This is a genomic window from Streptomyces sp. T12 (assembly GCF_028736035.1).
Taxonomy (GTDB): Bacteria; Actinomycetota; Actinomycetes; order Streptomycetales; family Streptomycetaceae; genus Streptomyces.
Genome location: NZ_CP117866.1, coordinates 993,728 through 1,014,824, shown reverse-complemented (window position 1 = coordinate 1,014,824; position 21,097 = coordinate 993,728). Strand labels below are relative to the sequence as shown.

General features: G+C 69.7%; 12 protein-coding genes and 9 pseudogenes. 7 read left to right on the top strand and 14 right to left on the bottom strand.

Annotated elements, in window-relative coordinates; genetic code table 11:
* Positions 1-15: 15 nt before the first annotated feature.
* Positions 16-1,029, top strand: coding sequence for an aldo/keto reductase (locus tag PBV52_RS04470; protein WP_274236949.1), 1,014 nt, complete (start codon positions 16-18; stop codon positions 1,027-1,029).
* The gene (locus tag PBV52_RS04465; RefSeq protein WP_274236948.1) at positions 1,020-1,742 is read left to right on the top strand and encodes a FadR/GntR family transcriptional regulator; all 723 of its coding nucleotides are present in this window, start codon (positions 1,020-1,022) and stop codon (positions 1,740-1,742) included. Before PBV52_RS04470 ends, PBV52_RS04465 begins: the two co-directional genes overlap by 10 nt.
* A gap of 63 nt (positions 1,743-1,805) precedes the next feature.
* Here PBV52_RS04465 and PBV52_RS51630 read toward each other — a convergent pair whose 3' ends face one another.
* The 4 genes and pseudogenes from PBV52_RS51630 to PBV52_RS04450 form a co-directional block, all read right to left on the bottom strand.
* Positions 1,806-1,973: a DUF6805 domain-containing protein gene (locus PBV52_RS51630; RefSeq protein WP_373921825.1), complete on the bottom strand. Its 168-nt coding sequence runs from the start codon at positions 1,971-1,973 to the stop codon at positions 1,806-1,808.
* 61 nt (positions 1,974-2,034) lie between these two features.
* Positions 2,035-2,304, bottom strand: coding sequence for a hypothetical protein (locus PBV52_RS04460; protein ID WP_373922004.1), 270 nt, complete (start codon positions 2,302-2,304; stop codon positions 2,035-2,037).
* Positions 2,305-2,461: 157 nt separating this feature from the next.
* Positions 2,462-3,259 (bottom strand): annotated as a pseudogene (locus tag PBV52_RS04455) (TIM-barrel domain-containing protein); the annotation flags it as partial.
* A 546-nt stretch (positions 3,260-3,805) separates the two neighbouring features.
* The gene (locus PBV52_RS04450; protein WP_274236947.1) at positions 3,806-4,393 is read right to left on the bottom strand and encodes a TetR/AcrR family transcriptional regulator; all 588 of its coding nucleotides are present in this window, start codon (positions 4,391-4,393) and stop codon (positions 3,806-3,808) included.
* Positions 4,394-4,628: 235 nt separating this feature from the next.
* On the opposite strand from PBV52_RS04450, the gene PBV52_RS04445 reads away from it, so the two are divergent.
* Together PBV52_RS04445 and PBV52_RS04440 are read left to right on the top strand one after the other, a co-directional pair.
* Positions 4,629-7,841, top strand: coding sequence for a cytochrome P450 (locus tag PBV52_RS04445; RefSeq protein ID WP_274236946.1), 3,213 nt, complete (start codon positions 4,629-4,631; stop codon positions 7,839-7,841).
* Positions 7,842-8,038: 197 nt separating this feature from the next.
* Entirely contained in the window at positions 8,039-9,232 is a 1,194-nt protein-coding gene (locus PBV52_RS04440) for an MFS transporter (protein WP_274236945.1), read from the top strand.
* 81 nt (positions 9,233-9,313) lie between these two features.
* Here the strand turns inward: PBV52_RS04440 and PBV52_RS04435 are convergent, their stop codons facing one another.
* The 4 genes and pseudogenes from PBV52_RS04435 to PBV52_RS04420 form a co-directional block, all read right to left on the bottom strand.
* Positions 9,314-9,823: a WD40 repeat domain-containing protein gene (locus PBV52_RS04435; protein ID WP_274236944.1), complete on the bottom strand. Its 510-nt coding sequence runs from the start codon at positions 9,821-9,823 to the stop codon at positions 9,314-9,316.
* Positions 9,820-10,986, bottom strand: a complete 1,167-nt coding sequence (locus PBV52_RS04430) for a WD40 repeat domain-containing protein (protein WP_274236943.1) — start codon at positions 10,984-10,986, stop codon at positions 9,820-9,822. Before PBV52_RS04430 ends, PBV52_RS04435 begins: the two co-directional genes overlap by 4 nt.
* Before the next feature lie 219 nt (positions 10,987-11,205).
* Positions 11,206-12,053, bottom strand: a pseudogene (locus PBV52_RS04425) (glycoside hydrolase family 43 protein); the annotation flags it as partial.
* Positions 12,054-12,686: 633 nt separating this feature from the next.
* Positions 12,687-13,264 (bottom strand): annotated as a pseudogene (locus tag PBV52_RS04420) (fuconate dehydratase); the annotation flags it as partial.
* 403 nt (positions 13,265-13,667) lie between these two features.
* On the opposite strand from PBV52_RS04420, the pseudogene PBV52_RS04415 reads away from it, so the two are divergent.
* Together PBV52_RS04415 and PBV52_RS51625 are read left to right on the top strand one after the other, a co-directional pair.
* Positions 13,668-15,508 (top strand): annotated as a pseudogene (locus tag PBV52_RS04415) (RICIN domain-containing protein).
* A 527-nt stretch (positions 15,509-16,035) separates the two neighbouring features.
* Positions 16,036-16,779 (top strand): annotated as a pseudogene (locus PBV52_RS51625) (aldehyde dehydrogenase family protein).
* 17 nt (positions 16,780-16,796) lie between these two features.
* Here the strand turns inward: PBV52_RS51625 and PBV52_RS04400 are convergent.
* Positions 16,797-17,042, bottom strand: a pseudogene (locus PBV52_RS04400) (LysR family transcriptional regulator); the annotation flags it as partial.
* On the opposite strand from PBV52_RS04400, the gene PBV52_RS04395 reads away from it, so the two are divergent.
* Positions 17,019-17,219: a hypothetical protein gene (locus PBV52_RS04395; RefSeq protein WP_274250014.1), complete on the top strand. Its 201-nt coding sequence runs from the start codon at positions 17,019-17,021 to the stop codon at positions 17,217-17,219. The pseudogene PBV52_RS04400 and the gene PBV52_RS04395 overlap by 24 nt on opposite strands.
* Positions 17,220-17,689: 470 nt before the next feature.
* On the opposite strand, the pseudogene PBV52_RS04390 reads toward PBV52_RS04395, so the two are convergent.
* From PBV52_RS04390 to PBV52_RS04370, 5 genes and pseudogenes are all read right to left on the bottom strand, one after another.
* Positions 17,690-18,382 (bottom strand): annotated as a pseudogene (locus PBV52_RS04390) (aldehyde dehydrogenase family protein).
* A pseudogene (locus tag PBV52_RS51620) lies at positions 18,377-18,746 on the bottom strand (ATP-binding cassette domain-containing protein); the annotation flags it as partial. The pseudogenes PBV52_RS51620 and PBV52_RS04390, both read right to left, overlap by 6 nt.
* Positions 18,739-19,839, bottom strand: a complete 1,101-nt coding sequence (locus PBV52_RS04380) for an ABC transporter substrate-binding protein (protein ID WP_274249271.1) — start codon at positions 19,837-19,839, stop codon at positions 18,739-18,741. The gene PBV52_RS04380 and the pseudogene PBV52_RS51620, both read right to left, overlap by 8 nt.
* Before the next feature lie 15 nt (positions 19,840-19,854).
* Positions 19,855-20,110 (bottom strand): annotated as a pseudogene (locus tag PBV52_RS04375) (IS110 family transposase); the annotation flags it as partial.
* A 211-nt stretch (positions 20,111-20,321) separates the two neighbouring features.
* The gene (locus PBV52_RS04370; RefSeq protein ID WP_274236941.1) at positions 20,322-21,056 is read right to left on the bottom strand and encodes an SDR family NAD(P)-dependent oxidoreductase; all 735 of its coding nucleotides are present in this window, start codon (positions 21,054-21,056) and stop codon (positions 20,322-20,324) included.
* Between the last annotated feature and the right edge of the window lie 41 nt (positions 21,057-21,097).

Sequence of the window (21,097 nt, the reverse complement as noted above, 5' to 3'; positions counted from 1 at the left end):
GCTCAGGAGCACGCCTTGCAGCAACGGAAGATCCAGAACACCTCCGTCTCTCTCACCGAGCTCGGCTTCGGGGCGTCCGTGATCGGCAACCTCTACCGCGTCACACCGGTAGACGACGCGACCGCCGCCGTCGACGCGGCATGGGAGGCCGGCCTGCGGTATTTCGACACCGCACCGCATTACGGCCTCGGCCTCTCCGAGCGCCGGCTGGGCGCTGCCCTGCGAGGCCGCCCACGTGACGCGTACGTCATCTCCTCCAAGGTCGGCCGGCTCCTCGTCCCCAACGAACGCCCACAGGGCGTCGACAGTGAAGGCTTCGTCGTACGGGACGATCTGCGCCGGCAGTGGGACTTCAGCCGCGACGGCGTGCTCCGTTCCATCGAGGACTCCCTGCGCCGCACCGGCGTGGACCGGCTCGACATCGTCTACCTGCACGACCCCGACGACCACTGGAGGCAGGCCGCCGAGGAAGCCATGCCCACACTCGCCGACCTGCGCGACCAGGGCGTGATCGGCGCGATCGGCGCCGGCATGAACCAGTCGGCGATGCTCGCCCGCTTCCTGCGCGAGACCGCCGCCGACGTGGTCATGCTCGCCGGGCGCTACACGCTCCTCGACCAGTCGGCGCTGGACGAAGTCCTGCCCGCCGCGCGGGAACTGGGCAAGGGCGTGGTGGCGGTGGGCGTGTTCAACTCGGGACTGCTCTCTCAAGACCGGCCCGCCGAAGGCATGAAGTACGACTACCAGGACGCCCCACCGGAACTGGTCGCCCGTGCCCGGGCGATCGCCGAGGTCTGCGCCGCACACGGGACCACCCTGCCCGCCGCCGCGATCGCCTTCCCGCACACGCATCCCAGTATCATCAACATCACTCTCGGCATGCGGACCCCGGAACAGGTCGTACGGAACGTGGAACTCCATGATCAGCGCGTCCCTGACGGTCTCTGGCACGATCTCCGCGCTCAGGGGCTGATCAGGTCGGACGTGCTCGTGGGGCACGGTGGGGGGAGGGGGGTGCGGTGTTGCTGACGGACAAGGCAATCGAGCGGATCCGTGAGCTGATCCGGACCGGTGCGCTGCCTCCGGGCTCGAAGCTCCCGCCGGAGGCGGACCTGGCCGCGCAGCTGGGCCTGTCCCGCAACCTCGCCCGGGAAGCGGTCAAGGCACTGGCCGTAGCGCGGGTTCTGGAGGTCAGGCGCGGCGACGGAACGTATGTGACCAGCCTGCAGCCGAGCCTGCTCCTGGAGGGGCTCGGCGGGGCGGTGGAGCTGCTGCAGGGCGACTCGGTCGCCCTGCAGGACCTCATGGAGGTACGGCGGCTCCTCGAACCGATGGCCACGGCGCTTGCCGCCACGCGGATCTCCGATGAACAGCTGGCCGAGGTGAAGCGGCACCTGGACGCCATGCGCGAGGCCCGCGACGACGTCGAACGGCTCAACGTCCACGACGCCGCCTTCCACCGCGCCGTCGTGTCGGCCACGGGCAACGAAAGCCTCCTCACCCTTCTCGAAGGGATCTCAGGCCGTACCCTGCGCGCCCGCATCTGGCGCGGCCTGGTCGACGACAAGGCCGCGGGCCGCACGCTCACCGAGCACGAGGCGATCTTCAACGCTTTGTCCACCCGTGACGCCGCCCTCAGCCAGGCCGCGGCACTGCTGCACGTGAGCAACACCGAGCAGTGGCTGAGGGAGCACCTGCGCTCGGGCGAACCCCTTCCCTACGGGACGACAGCGCGGAAGTGACGGGCGGGCGCCACCCGTCGCGGAAGAAGTCGGCGTCGGCCATCTGACCCGGGCACGGCGAACTCAGGTGCCCCGGTCACCTGGCCAACGGCCCACGAACCGGTGGTCGCTTCCGGGCTGTTGCTCGCCTGCGGCAACGGCGTCAACGGTTCGGTCGTGCAGCGCGAGTGCCGCTTCGTTGGCCGCGCGCAAGTCCGCTGATACGGACCGGCGGCGGCCTTTCGTGCGCACGCTTCGGCCCTGCCTGGGGAATGCTCCTCGCGGCGATCAGCAGGCCTACGTCCAAAGGAGGTCAGCCGAGCAAAGCGGCGACGTAGGCCCCCTGGCGGACGAGGACGGGAACGCGCTCCAGTGGGGCGTCCATCTCGAGTGTCGTACCGCCCTCCCGCACGTGTCCGGTGACCGGGTCGAGCCAGCGGAAACCGTCCGGCAGATACACCTGGCGGGTCCGCGCGCCCGCCTCGTAGACGGGTGCCACCAGCACGTCGGGTCCGAGCAGGAACTGGTCGTCCACGTCCCATGCCTGCTCGTCCTCGGGGAAGTCGAAGAACAGCGGGCGCATCGGCGGGGCGCCGGTGCGGTGGGCGTCCTCGGACAGCCGCATCAGATACGGGCGCAGCCGCTCGCGGAGCATCAGGTGGTCGCGGAGGATGCCGTACGCCTGCTCCCCGCCACGCGGAGCGGACGAGCGACAGCGGCCGGTCCTCGCCCGCCGCGCGCAGGCCGTCGGCCACCGCGCGGGTGTGCGACAGGGGGTAGAGGTGCGCGACCTCGGCGGCCGGTCCGGCCGCGTAGACGGCGCGGTCGGCGACCTCCCGGGACAGATCGGGCTCGCAGGCATCCAGCCAGAAGCAACTCACGCCCAGCGAACGGTAGTTGTCGTTCAGCCGCTGCCACAGCGCGGCGCGGGCTCCGGGGTGGGTGGCGTCGTAGTACGCCATCGGGAGCGTCAGCGCCTCCCCGGCCTCCCGGGACGGCCACGCGAAGGTGAGCAGACCGCCGTCCGCGTCCCGAACGAGGTGTCCGGAGGTGCGCAGCTCGTCGTAGGTGTCGCTGCCGGGTTCGACGGTCGGCCACACCGAGACCGCGAGCTTCACCCCGAGGTCTGTCAGCTCCTTGACCATGGCGGCGGGGTCGGGCCACTCGCTGTGCGCGAAACGCCAGTCGCCCATCTTCGGCCAGTGGAAGAAGTCGCAGACGATGACGGACAGCGGCAGTCCGCGCTCCTTGTGCTGCCGTGCCACCGCGAGGAGTTCGTCCTGGGTGCGGTAGCGCAGCTTCGACTGCCAGAAACCGGACGCCCACTCGGGCAGGAGGGGCGGGCGCCCGGTGACCTGAGTGTAGGCATCGAGGATCTCGGCCGGGGTGTCGCCGGCGGTGACCCAGTAGTCGACGCGCCCGCCGGCGTCGGCGGTCCACCGGGTGGTGTCGGCGCCGAGTTCGACGCGGCCGGTGGCGGGGTTGTTCCACAGCAGTCCGTAGCCGCGCGAGGAGTGCAGGAAGGGGATGGCGGCCACGGTGTTGCCCTGGACGAGGTCGATCACACAGCCCTTCTGGTCCAGGCGCCCGTGCAGATGCTGCCCGAGGCCGTGCAGCCGTTCCCCGTCGTACGCCTCGAAGTGCTGCTCCGTCCGGCCGCCCGCCGCATGGACGCGAGGGCCGGCATGGTGGCTGTACGGGGCCTTGTCGGCGAGGAGTTCACGGCCCGAGGCAGCGTGCAGAAACCTCAGCCGGCCGTGCCGGACGGTGCCGGCGTCTGCGCTGAAGGGCCGGTCGTAGACCTCCAGGCTGCGGATCGAGGCCCAGACGCCGGAGGGAAGTCCGGTGTCCGTCACCCGTACGTACCGGGCCTGAGCGCGGAAGACGGAGACCTGCACATGGCTGGTGCCGGTGGTGGCGGTCAGGTCGGTCAACCGAGGACAAGCCGGCCTCGTCGCCAACCCCTGGCCGGGCGACTCGCCCGCGGGGTCTCGGCGTTGTGTGCTGTGGTGCCACCGCGCGGCCGCTCGCCCGTGCCGGCAGGGGGCGTTCCAGGTGCGCTTCCTGCCTGCTGCGCGGCGACCTCAGGCCATGGCCAGGACGGCGGAGATCAGCGCCCGCAGGCAGACGCCTTCGGCCTCCTCGTCCGGAAGTGACAGTCGCTGCATGGTCAGCCCGTCGAAGCCCGCGAGGAAGAACCTCGCGATCGTCTCGGCGGGCTGGGCGAGCTGGTGACCGGTGCGTTCGGCGGCCTCGCTGATCAGTTTCGTCGTCACCGCCAAGACGCTGCTGTAGTGGCCGTGCAAAGCCTCCTGGAGATGGGGCGTACGCAGGGCGAACATGGAAAGCTCCGTGAGGAGCTGGTAAGACGCGGGCTGTTCGACCACGGTGCGCCACAGTGCCTCGGCGAGCGTGACGATCGTGTCCTCGAAACTCGCGTCCGTGGGCGCCGCCTGCTCCACCTGGGTGACCAGGTCCTGGGTGAGCTGCTCCATGACGGCCCGGTACAGATCTTCCTTCGTGCCGAAGGTGTAGTGCACCGTCGCCTGTGCCACACCGAGCTCGGCGGCGATGGCGCGAGTGCTGCCGGCGGCGACGCCCTCCCTGCTCATCAGGTCGATGGCCGCCTTGATCAGTTGAGGGCGGCGCTCCGCCGCGGATACATGAGCCATGACAGCATCTTATGCGACTCAGTCTGACGAACAGGTCGATCGACAAGAACCTCGACAGCACCGCTCGCCGGCAACGCCTGTGATCCGGGCATCCCGGTGCATGTCATGCACCCGCAGAAGGCGCGTTCCATCAATCGACTGTGTCGATCAACATAATCGTCTGACATTGTCGAGCGACAATGTCGCTTGTATGTTTCTGCCCAGCGACAGCCTGCGCCGAACGAAAGGCAAGCTCATGACCCACGAGGCCCTGCGCGGAACCGAGCCGATCCCTCAGCGTCCCGCCCTGCCCCTGGTCGGCCACGCGTTCGACATCCCCAGTGGTGTCGACGGCCTGCACTACGTGATGAAGGAGGCCAAGGAGCTGGGGCCGCTGTTCAAGATCCGCGTCTTCGGCAACGAGATCAACTTCGCCTCGGGCCTCGACCTGGTCACCGAGCTGGCGGACGAGAGCCGGTTCCGCAAGAACGTGCACCCCGACCTCGTCATCCTTCGGGACATCGGCGGCGACGGGCTCTTCACCGCCTTCAACGACGAGCCCAACTGGCGCAAGGCGCACGACGTCCTGATGCCGGCGTTCTCGCTCGGCGCGATGCGCGGTTACCACGCGACGATGCTCCAGGTCGCCCGCGAGCTGGTCAGGAAGTGGGACCAGGCGGCAGGTTCGGAGCCCGTGGACGTCGCCGACGACATGACGCGGCTGACGCTCGACACGATCGGCCTGTGCGGTTTCGGCTACGACTTCGAGTCGTTCAGCCGGGAGGAGCCGCACCCCTTCGTCACCGCCCTGTCGCGGGCTCTGGGCTTCGCCCAGGCCAAGGGGGAGTCCATCCCCGGCACGGAGCTGTTCAAGTGGAAGCAGACGGAGCAGTTCGGCGAGGACGTCACCCTGATGAAGGACCTGGTCGACGACGTGATCCGGCAGCGCCGGGCGTCCGGCGACCAGAGCACCGACGACCTGCTCGGACGCATGCTGCACACCCGTGACGCGGTGACGGGCGAGCCCCTGGACGACGTCAACATCCGCTACCAGGCGATCACGTTCCTCATCGCCGGTCACGAGACCACCAGCGGGGCCCTGTCCTTCGCCCTCTACTACCTGACCAAGCACCCCGAGGTCCTCGCCCGCGCCCAGGCCGAGGTCGACGCGCTGTGGGGCGACTTGGACGCCCCCGAGCCGGACTACGGGGACATCGGCAAGCTGACGTACATCCGCCAGGTGCTCAACGAAGGCCTGCGGCTGTGGCCGACGGCCCCCGCGTACGCCGTGGAGCCGCTTCAGGACACCGTCATCGGCGGCAAGTACGCCGTGCGCAAGGGCGAGTCGATCCAGATCCTCATCCCGCAGCTGCACCGCGATCCCGCCTGGGGCGAGAACGTCGAGCTGTTCGACCCCGACCGGTTCCTGCCCGAGCGGGAGGAGGAGCGGCCGGTCCACCTGTTCAAGCCGTTCGGCAGCGGCGAACGCGCCTGCATCGGCCGCCAGTTCGCGCTGCACGAGGCGACGCTGGTCCTCGCGCTGGTGATCCACCGCTACCGGCTGATCGACCACACCAACTACCAGCTGAAGATCAAGCAGTCCCTCACCCTCAAGCCCGACGAGTTCACCCTGAACCTGGCCCGGCGCACCAGCGGCGAGCGCCGCCTGCCCGCCGTCTCCGCGAGCGCCGCCCCCGCCGCCGAGGGCCGCCCCGCCGTCCGGCGCGCCACCGGGACCGCGCTGACCCTCCTGCACGGCTCCAACCTGGGCACCTGCGCCGGCATCGCCCGCGACCTGGCGACGGACGGCGACGAGCGCGGTTTCGCCCCGTCCGTCGCGCCCCTCAACGACGCCGTGGGCGAACTCTCCTCGGGTGACGGACCGGTGGTGATCGTGGCCGCCTCCTACAACGGCAGGCCCACCGACGATGCCGCGGAGTTCGTCACCTGGCTGGAGGGCCTGGAGCCCGGCGCGCTCGACGGCCTCCAGTACGCGGTACTCGGCGTCGGCGACCGCAACTGGGCCGCCACCTACCAGCGCATCCCCACCCTCATCGACGAGAAGCTCACCGCCGCAGGCGCCACCTCACTGCTGGAGCGCGGCGCCGCGGACGCCGCCGGCGACTTCGCCGGCACGGTGGACCGGTGGACCGGCGACCTGTGGACCGCCCTGCTGCAGCGGTACGGAGCCGCCGTGGAAGCGCAGGAGGCCGAGCCCGCCGACGAACAGGAGACGGGTCTGTACGAGCTGGAGGACACGACCGACTCGGTCATCGGCGGGCTCGCGGCACGGCACGGCGTCCAGCCGATGGAGGTGCTCGACGCGTACGAACTGGTCGACATGAACCACGGGCTGGGCCGTTCCAAGCGATTCCTGAGGCTCCGGCTGCCCGAGGGCGTCACCTACCGTACCGGCGACCACCTGGCCGTCCTCCCGAGCAACCCGCACGACCTCGTCCAGCGCGTGGCCGACCGCTTTTCGCTCGACCTGGACCGCACCGTCCGGCTCCGCGCCCGCCGCCGCAGCCGGGGCGCCCTGCCCGTCGACCGCCCACTGACCCTGCGCCGCCTGCTCACCGACTTCGTCGAATTGCAGGATGCCGCCACCCGGGAACAGGTCGCCGTGCTTGCCGAGCACACCGCCTGCCCGCCCGAGAAGCGTCCCCTGGCCGAACTCGCAGCGGCGGATGAGGAGACCTTCCGCGAGCAGGTGACCGCCGCCGGGCTCGGCCTCCTGGACCTGCTGGAGCGCTATCGCGCCTGCGAGCTGCCCTTCGAGGTCTTCCTGGAGCTCCTGCCCGTCCTGCGCCCGCGCCACTACTCCGTCTCCTCGTCCGCCGAAGCGGCACCCGGCGAAGTCGACCTGATGGTGTCGCTGCTCGCCGCGCCCCACCGTCGCGGCGAGGGCACCTTCCGCGGCATCGGCTCGCACTACCTGCAGACCGTGAACGCCGGCGACACCGTCCAGGCCCGGGTGCTGCCCTGCAGCGAGGCCTTCCGTCTGCCCGAGGACGATTCCATACCCGTGATCCTGGTCAGCGCCGGCACCGGCCTGGCTCCCTTCCGCGGCGCCGTCCTCGACCGCCACCACACCCGGTCGACCGGCACCCTGCTGTGCTACTTCGGCTGCGACCACCCCGACGTCGACTACCTCCACCGCGCGGAGTTCGAGGCGGCCGCGGCGGCCGGAGCCGTCAGCATGCGCCCCACCTTCTCCTGCGCCCCCGAGGACGGTGCCCGCTTCGTCCAGGACCGCATCGCCAAGGAGAGCGACGAGGTCTGGGCAGTACTGGAGGCCGGCGGACGCGTCTACATCTGCGGAGACGGCCGCCGCATGGCCCCGGCGGTGCGGGAGGCGTTCATGGCGATCTACCGCAAGAACACAGGCGCCGGCGATGAGGAGGCCACCGCCTGGCTGGCCGCCCTCACCGAGTCCGGCCACTACGTGGAAGACGTCTGGGCCGGCTGACCGCCCACGGTGCGGTGGCAGACGTCCACCGCGTCGAATCCCCGATCGACGGGCCACGGACGTCCGACGCGTCCGTGGCCCGTGCTCCGAAAACACGGCTCGTGCCCCCTGACTCGTGAGGCTCTCATGCTTGTTGCACACTCGGCGCTCCGCCGAGGGACAGTGGTAGTCCCCAACTCCTCGCAGAGGAACGGCCGGTGAGCGCGCGAAGCGCCTCCGCCCTGACCTTCGGTGTCGCCGTGGCGCTCACCGCCGGAGTCACCCTCGGCAACGGCGGGGCGAACGTGATGCCCGTGTTCGTCGACGACTTCGCGTCACGCTTCGGGTTGTCGGACTCCGGCGCCGGGCTTGTGGCCGCGACCCAGCTGATGACGACGGCGGTGGTCACGCTGTTGCTGGCAAAGCGGGCAGCGCGGCCTGGGCGGGTGCGGATGACCCGCCTCGGGCTCGCCCTCTCCGGTGCCGGCTTCCTGGGCGCGGCGGCGGCCACCGACCCGGTGACCCTGGTCCTCGCCAACCTGGTCCTCGGCGCGGGGCTCGGCGCGGTCTACGCGGCGGCCACGGCGGCGCTCGCCGCCACCGACGACGCCGACAAGGCGTCCGCGGTCACCAACTCCGGCGTGGTCGGCGTGACGGCGCTGTTGATCATGGGCGTCCCCGCAGCCAACCACGACCTGGGGGAGGGGACCGGCTTCCTGCTCATGGCGCTGTGCTGTCTCGTCGCCTGGCCACTGGTACGCCGGCTCCCGGACGGTCCCGCGACACCGGGCGCCGCCTCCGCCGGTACGGTAGTGACAACCACGGCCAAGCCGTCGGTGGTTCTGCTCCTCGGAACCGCGCTGCTGTGGACCGTCACCCAGGGCGCGTGGTCCTACGCCTCGGTCCTCGGCCGTCAGCACACCGGGCTGTCCCACTCGGCCGTGTCGGCCGTCCTCGCCATCTCCAGCGTCGTGGCGCTCGTCGGCGCGGCGGTGGGTCCGATGGCGGCGCGGCGCTTCGGGCGCATGCGGTCCATGGCCGTCTTCGTCACGGCACAGGCCCTCGCGATGGCGGCCCTGGTCCTCACCCACGACCCCGTGCTCTTCACCGTCGCGGCCGTCCTCTGGCAGGCCTGCCAACTGGCCGTCCTGGTGCAGATGCTCGCCGCCGCGGCGCTCATCGACCCGACCGGACGCCTGGTCGCCTCCCTCAGCGGCGCGGGCGCCCTGGGCACCGGCATCGGACCCCTGGCCGTCGGAGCCGTCCTCGACGCCGCCGGGGCCGACGTGCTCGGCATCGTCCTGGCGCTCGGCACCGTCATCGCCTCGCTGCCCCTGCTCCGGATGACGGTGGCCGGCACAAAGGCATCGGCCGAGCACAAGCTCGCGCCCTCCGCCGCCGAGACCGGGTGAGCACTTCAGGTGGGTTGTCCGACGGCTCGACGCCGGTGACGTCCCCCGGAGCGTGGCCGAATCCGAGATCGAGACGCCGGATCACTGGCCGCAAACCTTCTGGTAAGGCATGTCGCCGACGTACGTCCGCCACTGGGCCCGCGTCAGTTCAGCGTGTCCCGCGCGGGCGCAGACCTCGGCGACCGCTCGCCCCGGATCGATGACGTAGCGCTGCAGCGGGACATGTGCGCCGGCCGCGTACACGGTCGTGCCGTCCGGGCTGAAGGACAGGGAGGCGACCGCGTCGCCGGGTGTGGTCAACGCGTCGCCGAGAGGCTGCTGGGTCTCCGTGTCCCACAGCTGGAGCCTGCCCGCGGTGCCGCCGACGGCCAGGGTGCGGCCGTCGGGGCTGAACGCCACCTCGCTCACCGATTCCGGGACGGTGCCGAGCGAGGCGGGGAAGACATTGCGCAGGATGCCGGCGCGCTGTCGCAGCCGCCCGTCCCACAGGGCGACTTTGCCCGCGCCGTCGCCTGCGGCCAGCCGCGAGCCGTCGGCGCTGAAGGCGAGGGCGACGACCTCGTCGCCGGAAACGAGGTCCCGGTCGGTCACCGGCCCGAGGGCAGGGTGGCCCTGCGGTTGCCCATGGCCAGGAGGCGTCCGCCGGGGCGCACGGCGAGCGCCAGGCCGGTCGAGTCGGCCGGTCCGGTGAGCACCCGGACGCGGCGGGCACGTGCGGTGTCCCATACCTCGGTGTCCAGGTCGCCGGCGGGCCCGACCCGGCCGGCGTAGACGGTACGGCCGTACGGGCCGAGGGCCAAGGTCACAACGGGGCCGACCTCGGGGGTCGCCAGGTCCAGCTCGGCGCGTGCGCGGCTCTGTCGTACGTCCCAGAGAGCCAGACGTTGTGGTGACGCTTGACTGCCCGGTGCCGAGACGCCGTAGGCGAACGTCGTGCCGTCGGCGTCGAACGCCATCAACGGCCGGGTGTCCGTCCGGGCGACCGGTTCGTTAGGGTCGCGGGAGACCGGACGTGTCGGCGTCGGCAGCGTGCGCAGGATGTGGCCGTCGCGGGTGGAGCGAAGCTGAACGGTGTATCGGTTCCCCGAGAGTTGGGCGGTGGCCAGGGTGTGACCGTCCGGGCTCAGCAGGACTTCGTCGAACGGGCGGTCCTGCCAGGCGGAAGTGACCGCCGGGCCCAGGTCGAGCGAGTGGACCGTGCCGCCTTCCAGGTAGCGCAGGACCGGGCGGGAGGGGTCCCAGCCCAGGCCGCCGTACGGCTGCTGGTTGTTCAGGTCGCGCCGGAACACCGGGGCGTCGGGGGCCGACAACTGCCAGACCTGTACCTCGCTGTCGTCCGCTGTAGCCAGGAAGGCGCCGTCGGCACTCATGGACGCGTGCCGCACGCCGGAATCGGGCAGCTCGGCCACTTGACGGCCGGTGCGGGTGTTCCATACGCGGACGTCCGCCGATGAAACGGTCAGCAGACGGTCGCCGGACGCGCTCAGGCTCATCGTCGTGGCGGCGTACATCACGCCGGTGGGCTGGTCGGTCCAGTCGCACAGGCCGGAGGTGTCCTCCCAGGCGCCGGGCAGCCTGCGGCGGCTGGTGAGGTCCCAGACCTGCGGTGTGCCGTCGGCGGGACAGGCCGCGACGCAACGCCCGTCGGCGCTCAGCACAGGCGCCACATCACCAGGTGATCGGGTCTCGAAGAGGACGCTGCCGTCGCTGACGGAACGCAGCCGCACCCGGTCGTCGTCCGTGTCCCGGACCACCGCGCCACCGTTGCCGATCTACACCGCCGTCCACGGCGGCATGGGCTTCGAACCCCCCGTCCACCGGCCGGTCTTCGTGTCCCACAGCCGTACACCGCCGGGCTGGGAGACGGCGACGACGCGGCCGTCCGGGGCTGCGGCGATCGCGTCGCCCTGCGGCAACCTGCCCGTCCCGGTCTTCTCGTGTGTGGCCACGTCCCATGTCGCCCAGCGGCCGGCCTGGTCGAGGTAGAGGGCCCACTTGTTGGTGCCGTTGAACTTCATCCACATCGGGCCCTCGACCATCGACCCGGTCAGGCCGATGCCGGAGAGGTTGCCGAGGTTGGTCCAGGGCCCGAGGATCGAGTTGCTGCCTTCGAGGGTGATCTGGCCGTCGCCGGAGGCCCGCACGTAGCGGTAGTTACCCACTCCGGAGGGCACCTCGACGATCTGGGTGTCGATGAGTTCCTGGGTGCCGGGGCGGTCGATGTAGATCTGTGGGGTGGTGATGGTGCGGAAGTCGCTGGTGCGGGCGTAGAAGATGCGGTGCTTCGTCTTGCCGTTGAGGGGCACGTTGGTCGCCCAGTACATGACGTAGTCGTTGCTGGCCGGGTCCCAGATCGCCTCGGGCGCCCAGGCGTTGCGCCCGTCGGGGATGGCGCCGGCGACGTTGAGCAGCCACGGCTGCGACCAGTTGACCAGGTCCGTCGACTCCCACACCACGAGGTTGCGGCTGCCGTTGTTGATGGAGCCGTCCACGGTCGACCCGCAGCCCCAGCACAGGTCGGTCGCGATGATCCAGTACCTGCTGCCGTCAGGGGATCTCACGAGTGCGGGGTCGCGCACGCCCTTCGTGCCGACCGTGGAGCGCAGGATCGACGCTCCGCCGTTGAGGTCGTTCCAGTGCAGGCCGTCCGTGCTGTGCGAGAGGTACATCTGCTGATTGGTTGCCCGATCCCCGGTGAAGTGCACCATCAGGTAGCCGGGGTCGGCGGCGGTAGCCCGCTCAGGTGCGGCCAGTGCTTGGGAGGTGAAAGGAGGCATACGGCGAGCAATACCACCGACAACCGGGCGCGCAGCGCGGACATGTACATCTCCTGTCGTTCTGCAAAGGCCACCACCGGGCGAAGAGCGCCCGAATCGGGATGGCGGGAAAAGCTCGGTCTCGGTGTTGGAGGGACCGGACCGGCTGCCGCACGACGCGGAAGCGACCGGCTGGATCCGGGTAACGATGTGTCTCCTGCGTGCCGTCACTTCGCCGTGGTGACGGCGAGATTGGGCGCACGATGCCGGTGCGTTTCGTGATGACGGCTTGTGAGGTGTTGGCACGGTTGTCGCCCGAGTGGGGCGGGGCCGGACGGGCGGTTGTCGATTCGAGCGCGCGTGGGCGCGGTGCGGCGAGACGGTCTGGTGCTTCTTTCGGCGCCTGTGAGGCGGCTCTTCGGCTGTGCCGCTTCGGCGTCCTGTTCTCGTGCGACTCCTGTCTCTCTGCTGTCCAGGCCCAGCAGCCTTCGGAGTACGGCGCAGTCAGCGGCGGTCGACCGAGTCTCCGTCTCCAGGTCCTGACCGCAGTTGCGCCGTGCGGCGTGCCTCCCAGTGCTCGGCCGGGGGAAGCCTCCGTAGCCGAACTCCCTGCCCATCAGGTGAGTTGTTCGATAAATCGAACAATGTTCGTAAGCTCGGGCAGACGCTAAGTGTGGGAAGCGGAATGCGTCAATACCTCCGGCAGCTGTAGGCCGGTGGGCGGTGCGTATCCGCCGTACGTCGTCCTCCAACCCCGCCGATTTTCGGTTTGATCTGGGCGAAGCCGTCGGCGACGGCCTCGCGCGCGAGGCGGGCCAGCTCCTCGTCCGAGTGACCGAGGCAGCCGGTGGTGGTGTAGGCGGGGTAATCCCGCTCCAGTAGTCGTGCGATCCGCTCCTCGCGGCCGGGCTGGGCGTGGCGTAGGGCCTGAAGGGCCTCCTCGGGGGTGAGGGTGTCGCGGAGTCGGCGGAAGTCGACCTGGGCGACCGCTTCCTCGGGCGACATCTCGTCGAGGAAGCGCCATACGGGCTTGCCGGCCCGCTTGGCGGCGAGGTCCCGGGCGGCGTTGACGACGGCGTCGGTGGCTATGTGGAGGGCGCCCTTCTCCGGTGCCAGTCAGCGCAGTTGGGTATCGTGCACGAGGGAGCAGGAGAAGGCCCCGAGGTCGGCGCGGCCCTCCTCGACGGACAGGCCGACCATGCGGGGCGATGCCCGCGGTGGCGGTGGCCCGCACGTCGTTGCCCCGTCCGGTGGTGAAGGCCAGGGCGTGACCCCCAGGGTCCGTGGACCGCAAGATCTGCCCGCCGGGGTGACCGAGGTACTGCTGTCGGAGCCGATGGCGCGGGTGACAGCGTCGTAGCCACATGCGCCGCTCCTGCAAACGCTGAGGTGTCTCCGGAGGCCGTCACCAGCTTCCGCGAAACATGGCATGTCTAAGGTGGAACGAACATGCCCTTAGAGGGATGAAACCCCCCATTCCGCGATCTGTGGAAGCACTTTCATCCTCTTACCTGTTGACACGGGGTAGTTACGTCATCGAACTTCATGCGTAACATCCGGCCCTTCGGAGCCCAGAGGGAGGGCCGCGCCTGAAGGCCTGGAGACCGCGCGCCCTCGGGCTGCCGCTCCCAGCCGCCTCACCCCGACCATCCGAGCCACCCCGAACCGGGAGTACACCGATGTCGTCAGGAAGACTGTCCCGTCGCACGCTGCTGGGCGCCGCGGGCGCCGCTGTGGCCGCGACCGCGCTGCCCGTCATCCCCGCGTTGTCGCGCCTGCTGGCGGAGGCGGCCGCCGCAGACCCCCAGACCAACCTGGAAAAGCTGGTGAACATGCGGTTCGGCATGTTCAACCACTTCAGCCTGGGCACGTTCACCAATGAGGAGTGGGCCGCCCCGAACCAGAACCCTGCTCTGTTCGCGCCCACGGCCGTGGACTGTGCCCAGTGGGCTGCCGCCGCCGCGGCGGCGAAGATGAGTTACGGCATCCTGACGACCAAGCACCACGATGGCTTCGCCCTGTGGCCGAGCGCCTACGGCACCCAGAACGTCGCGAACAGCTCCTACAAGCAGGACGTGGTGAAGGCGAGATCACCGATGCCATCCAGCCCAGCGACATGACCTTCATGCTCGGTCAGATCACCGAGCTGCTCACCAACTACGGCACCATCGACATGTTCATCACGGATGGTTACGGGTGGCAGATGGGGCAGCAGGCCGTCTCCTACCAGCGAATCCGGGAGCACGTGAAGTCGCTCCAGCCGGACATCGTCATGATCGACCACGGTGCTCTGTCGGTGCCGTTCCTCGGCGACGCGATCTACTTCGAGGAGCCGCTGGGCGTCTCGGCGCCGGCCGGGAACACCTACGCGGCCACACAGGGACAGACGATCAGCAACGGCTGGTTCTGGCATCCGCACACGCCGACCCAGGACCCGATGAGCAAGGACGCGATCCTGTCCCACCTGGCCGACCTGGAACCGAAGTACACCTCGTTCATCCTCAACTGCCCGCCCAACCGCAACGGCAGGCTCGACACCAACATCGTCAACCGACTCGCCGAAGTCGGCGCGGCCTGGAGCCCCGACACCTCAAGGCCGCCACTGCCGACGCAGATGCCGCGCGCCGAGCACCCCGTCACACCGGTCAGCGCCTACGCGACCGCATTCCGCTCCGGCGAGGGACCGCTCAACGCCATCGACGGGCTGAGCGACAGGGGCTACGAGACCTGCTGGTCGACGTGGGGACTGTCCTCGGCCCTGCCCCACTCGATCACGATCGACCTGGGCGGGGTGTGGAGCAACGTCTCCACCCTGGAGTACCTGCCCAAGCAGTGGAACCGCAGCAACACCACCGACGGCGACATCACCTCGTACACCATCTCCACCAGCACCGACGGCACGAACTTCACCCAGGTCGCCACCGGCACCTGGACCGGAAACCAGGCCACCAAGGTGGCCGAATGGCCCGCCCGGAACGTGGGCTTCGTACGGATCCAGGCCAACGCGGCCACCGGCGGCTACGCCAACATCGGCGGCCTCCACATCGGCGGCCGGACCGCCAAGCCGGCCCTGGTGTCCACCACGCTGCCCGGCGACGGCACCGTCTACAGGCTGGTCGCCCGGCACAGCGGCAAGGCCGCCGACGTGCAGAGCGGGGGCACCGCCAACGGCACCAACGTCCTGCAGTGGCCCTGGCTCAACAAGGCGAACCAGAAGTGGACCTTCGCCAAAACCGGCGACGGCTACTACGAGATCAAGGGTGTGGGCAGCGGCAAGCTCCTGGAGGTCGCGGGACTCTCCCGCGCCGACGGCGGCAACGTGGCCATCTGGGGGGACGCCAACGCCCCCCAGCAGCACTGGGCCGTCACGCCCACCGGTGACGGCTACTTCTTCCTGGTCAACCGCTACAGCGGACTCTGCCTCGCCGTCGACGAGGGCAGCACCGCCAACGGAGCCAACATCGAGCAGCAGCCGTACGCGTCACTGACGCGGCAGCAATGGCGGATCATCGCCCTCTGACGATCCCGACGACGGGCGGCGCCTTCGTCGGGCCATCTGACCTGCGCCGCCCGCCCGGCGTGCCCGGCCGGCGACTGGGCCATGTGGGGCAGGCCGAGTGTGGTGGCGGGGATGTGGATCCCAGCGGTGACCAGCTCGCTCGACGCGTGTCACTCAAGGCCGTTGGGGCGTGAGAGAAGGGGCGGGTGCCGGCTGCGGCGCGACAACTTTCACTGGCCGCCTGCGGGGGACCGGCTGCCCGCGCTCGCTGTGCGGGCCGGCCGGGCCGAGGCGGACCAATGGGCCCTCCAGCAGCGGCAAGAGTCTGCTGTGCGCCGGCCTGGCGCCGCGGCCGACAGCCCGTCGACTTCGCTGAGTTCGTGAAGCGCCGACGCAATGCCGGAGGTGAGGTGGGGGCGAATCGTCATCACAACGGTGCAGATCGGCATGCCGGGTGGTCGTTGCGGCATGGAGCAGGTGACAGGCGGAGAAGCGAGGCTCTTCAGCAGCCGCACCGTGAAGGCGGCGGACTGTGAAGGAGTGAACTCATGGGCCGACCGGGCGCATCGAGACCGCCTACGCCCTGCTGTCGGACATCATCGCCATCCACCAGCGCCACGCCGACGACGCCGCCCCCGCACGTCCCGTTCTCCAGGAGACCTGCCGTGTCTGACACCGCCGTGCCCCCCGGCATCGAACTCGGCACCGACACGACGCCCGTGCACAACCCCTACACCGGCGAGGTCATCGCCTCGGTGCCCACTGTCGACGCGGGCGCTGTCGGCGGCATCCTGCAGCAGGCCAGGTGCGGGCGCCGCACCGCGGCCGCGCTGTCCCGCGCCTCCAGGGGTGCGGTCCTGGAACGCGCCGCCCACCTGATCGAGCGGCGCGCCGAGTCCTTCGCCCAGCTGATCGTCGCGAGGCAGGCAAGACCATACCCAGGCCCGCAAGGAAGTCGCCCGCGCGGTCAACACCCTGTCCCTGTCCGGAACCGAGGCACGGCGCAACGCCGGCGAGGTCATCCCCTTCGACTCCTATGAGGGCTCCGAGAAGCGGCAGGGCTGGTTCACCCGCGAACCGCTGGGCATCATCGCCGCCATCACTCCGTTCAATGACCCCCTCAACCTGGTCGCCCACAAGCTCGGCCCGGCTATCGCCGGCGGAACGCGGTCCTCCTCAAACCGTCCGCGCTGACGCCGTTGTCCGCGCTGCGGCTGGTCGCCACCCTCATCGAGGCCGGCCTGCCCGAGGAGATCGCGTCCCGGACAACGGCCGCCAACTGGCGAGCCTGAGGGATCGGGCGCAGAGCGCGTGTCTGTCGCTCGAACAGCGATATCCCAAGGGACCGTTCAAGGTTCTGGATCTGTCGGCTCACCGCGCCGTGCGTGACGTGCAGTTCCTGCGCCGCCGCCGCGATCCGCCGAGACGACTTCCCGTTCCCCGAAGAGGCGAGCCGGACCCGCTTGTTCGCAGAGCGGATCGGACCCGTCTGCCGGCCCGATCTCGCGCCCCGCCTGACCGGCTCCGGCGCGTGTCGCAGGTAGTCCTCCTCCACACCGACACGCGACCGCAGGCGTGGGACGACTGGCGACGTATCACCGGCATGAAAGCAGAGTCCGCCACCCAGCAGACCCTGGAGCACTTCTACCTGACTCTCCAGGCCGCCGCAGCCGGCGTCGGGGTCGCAATCGCCCCGTATGCCGTCGCCCGCGACGACCTGGAGCGAGGGTAACTCGTCGCACCCTTCGGTTTCGTCCCCGACGGCACCAGCTACCACCTCCTCAGCCGCCAAGCACCCGAACAGGACGGTCACGTCGGCCGGTTGACGGCATGGCTGCGGGCCAAGACGAGCCAACTCGACCACGATTCCGAACCGGTGTGACCACTGGACCCATCGCACCTTCGCCTGCTGGACGACGGTGGCGGCCTGGCGAACGGGTCAACACGAACGCGGAGCCGTCCACGCTGCGCGCAGCGCGGGGTCGATGAACAGGGCGCTGCCGGTGTTGAGGACGAGACTGTCGGGCCACAGCACAGTCCGACGCGACATCAGGCCCCAGACGCCTGCCCAGCTCCTGCACGATGCCCCTTGCTGTCGGTGACCAGGCACCCCGAGGCCGGCTCAGGCGGCGGGAACTGCTTCACGCCGCCGTTCCTGTCGAAGATCCGCCGGGCGGCCGGGCCGGCGACGTGTCGACTGGCTCAGGTGGTGAAGCCGGGCATCGACAGGTACTTGAGCTGCTGGTACTCGTGGAGGCCCTCGGGTCCGCCTTCGCGGCCCAGGCCGGACTGCTTGACCCCGCCGAAGGGTGCCGCGACCTCGGAGACCAGGCCGCGGTTGATGCCTACCATTCCGGCCTGCAGACGGGCGGCGACCCGGCGGGCGCGGTCGATGTGGGACGTCATCACGTACGACGCGAGGCCGTGCTCGGTGTCGTTGGCCACCGCGAGGGCCTCGGCCTCGGTGGAGAACCGGTGGATCGCGGCGACAGGTCAGAAGACCTCCTCGTGCATGATCGCGGCGTCGGCCGGGACGTGGTCCAGCACGGTGGGGGCGGCGTAGTGGCCCGGCCCGTCGGGGATGTCCGCCTTGCCGATGACGACGGCGCCACGGGTCACGGCGTCCTCGACGAGGTGGCGGACCTTGTCCACCGCACGGTGGTCGGCCAGCGGGCCGAGCTCGGTGTCCTCCCGGTCCGGGGGCCCCACCTTGGTGGCGGTCATCCGCTCGCCCATGGCAGCGGCGAACGCGTCGGCGATTCCCTCCTGGACCAGGAACCGGTTGGCGCCGACACAGGACTGGCCGCCCAGCCGCATCTTCGCGATCATCGCTTCGCGGACCGCGAGGTCCAGGTCGGCGTCGTCGAAGACCAGGAACGGCGCGTTGCCGCCCAAGCGGGAACGCGACGTTCTCACTGACCGTCATGTGCGGGAAGAGCAGGTACTGCTGGAAGACGAAGCCCAGGCCCCGCTTCTGCGGCGCCAGCCGCGTCACGTCACGGCTTCCGACGGTGATGGTGCCGGAGTCGGGTTCGCAGAAACCGGCGATCATCATCAACGTCGTGGTCTTGCCCGACCCCGAGGAGCCGAGGAAGGTGACGAACTCACCCGCCGCGATCTCCATCGACGCCTCGTCAACGGCGACGACATCACCGTAGGTCTTACGCAGGGCCACTACCGACAGCGCTTTGCCGGTCGCGGTGGCCGGCTTGCCGCCGGCCACCTTCACCGACGGTGCGGCGATACCGAATTCAGCCACGAGCCCACTCCAACCAGCGCTTGGTGACGGCCGATTCGTTCTTCAGCCACCAGTCGATGTCCGTGTCGAAACCCTTGTCGTAGTACTCCGGCGCACCCGCGGACGCGTTGCGCTCGTCCTCACTGAGCTTCTCGTAGGCCACCGGCGAGGACGGGTTCGACGGGAAGAACTTGACCAGAGCGGCCTGGCTCTCCGGCCGCAGCGAGAAGTCCATCAGCTGGTAGGCGGCGTCCACGTTGGCCGCACCCTTGGCGATGGCATAACCCGAGAACTGCCGACGCATACCGTTCAGTTGCCGCTCCACCGGGACGCCCTGCTTCTGCAGATCAGCCAGCCGGCCGTCCCAGACCGTGGACATCGTCACTTCCTGGCGGCTGAGCAGCACACCGGGGAGCGGGCCGCTGTCCCAGAACTTCTTGATGTCCGACCGCAGCCGCGTCAGTACCTTGAAAGCACGGTCCACATCCAGCGGATACAGCTTGTCCATGGGGACGCCATCGGCCAGCAGCGCGAACTCCAGCTCCGGCAGGTCACCATCCGGATGGACCATCGCACGGGAGCCCTGGAACGCCCTGGTGTCCCAGAAGTCCGCCCACGACTCCGGCTTCTTACCCCCGAAAGCGTCGGTGCGGTACCCGATGCACTGGCCGTAGAAGGCGTGGCTGATGGCATGGCCGGTGATCTGGTTCTCGGGGATCTTCGCGCTCTTCACGCTCTTGACCCGGTCGAGGTCCAGCGCCTCCAGCGCGTCCTGCTTGACGTACTTGGTGTGCGACATCATCGAGTTGTTGATCAGGTCGCACTGCGGCCGGCCCTGCTTGATCTGCGCCAGCAGCGGGGCATCGTCCAGGTTCAGCACCTTCACCTGGATGCCGGTCTCCTGCGTGAACGGCGTGTAGATCGCCTTCTGCAGAGCCGCACCATAGGAACCGCCACTGTCACGGACGACCACCGTCTTCCCGCCCTTACCACCGCCGGCCGAGGCGCGGCTGGTGCCGGTACCGCAGGCGGAGAGGGAGGGGAGAGCGGCGAGGGCGGCGAGGCCGCCTGCTCCGCGCAGGAGCGCTCTACGACCGATCTGGGCATCACTCATGGCAATACTCCTCATCTGGGGACGCGTGGGACCAGCTGTGCGGGGCTTTACCTCGCGGGTGCGGGGGGTGGGATCGCGCAGGGCGGCGAACGCGGACAGAGCATCTTGCGTTGCCGGTTGTCGCTTCTGGGCGCGTGTTCGCCGTGGATCGAAATCACCGACGACTTTGTTGTCCGGGCGATGCCGGCTAGAAGGCCAGGTGAACGGCGGTGGGGAAGCTGGAGCCGTCGCAGGCGGTGACCCGCAGGGTGGCGGCGGTCCTCAGCACGACGCGTCGCGGTGGCGTCCGGCCGGCCGGGGTGGCGAGGATGCGGTCCTCGGCGGGACGCACTGTGGGTGGCGCAGTTCGAGTGCGGCGATCGGGGCATGCGCTCGACTCGTGGTCGTTCGGTCATGCCGCAAACGGCGGTCGCCGGAGGTAGAACGCGAGAGGGAGAACAGGACGTTCAGACCAATGCTGGTGCTGATGCCCCAACAGGGTTTCAGAAGGCGGTGTACCCGCCGTCGACGGTCAGGACCGATCCGGTCACGTACGACGACTCCGACGACGCGAAGAAGAGCACCGCGTCAGCGACCTCTTCAGGGGTGGCGAGGCGTTGGAGCGGGATCGTGCTCTCGCGCTCGCGGCGGTAGCCCTCGGGGTCGGGCCTGCGCTGGAACGCCGCTTCGATGATCGGGGTGGCGGTCAGGCCCGGAGCGACGACATTGACACGGATGTTGCGCGGGGCCCATTCGATCGCCGCGCCCTTGGCGAGCATGATGAGGCCCCCCTTGGCGGCGGAATACAGGACCTGCCCGGACATGCCGACCATGCCCAGCCGCGAACTGACGCAGACGAACGAGCCGCCAGTCTCGGGCATCAGTGGCGCGAAGTGCTTCATTACCAGGAACGCGCTGAGCAGGTTGCTCTCGAGCACGTTCTTCGCGTCGTCGTAGGGCATATCGGTGACCGGACTGGTCGCCTGGAGGCCGTGGTTGAGGACGACGACGTCAACGCTTCCGAGCGACTCGGCGGCCTGCTTGGCCATGTGCTCGACGAACGCCTCGTCGTTGAGGTCTCCGGGAATGTACAGGTCGCCGGGCTCAGCGCTGTCGAGTCGCTCCTTGCGGCCGGTGAGCAGCAGCCGCGCGCCCTCGCGGCGGAAGTGGGAACTCACCGCCTGTCCGATGCCACTGCCGGCGCCTGTCACCAGGGCCGTGACGTTGTTGAGTCTCATGTCAGGCATTCCTTTACGGGGGAGGTCGGTCGGGTTGCGGG

Coding starts and splice junctions, on each gene's coding strand:
- PBV52_RS04460 (WP_373922004.1), bottom strand. CDS start 2,304: ATGCGCCCGCTGTTCTTCGACTTCCCCGAGGACGAGCAGGCATGGGAC.
- PBV52_RS04450 (WP_274236947.1), bottom strand. CDS start 4,393: ATGGCTCATGTATCCGCGGCGGAGCGCCGCCCTCAACTGATCAAGGCG.
- PBV52_RS04445 (WP_274236946.1), top strand. CDS start 4,629: ATGACCCACGAGGCCCTGCGCGGAACCGAGCCGATCCCTCAGCGTCCC.
- PBV52_RS04380 (WP_274249271.1), bottom strand. CDS start 19,839: ATGAGTGATGCCCAGATCGGTCGTAGAGCGCTCCTGCGCGGAGCAGGC.
- PBV52_RS04370 (WP_274236941.1), bottom strand. CDS start 21,056: ATGAGACTCAACAACGTCACGGCCCTGGTGACAGGCGCCGGCAGTGGC.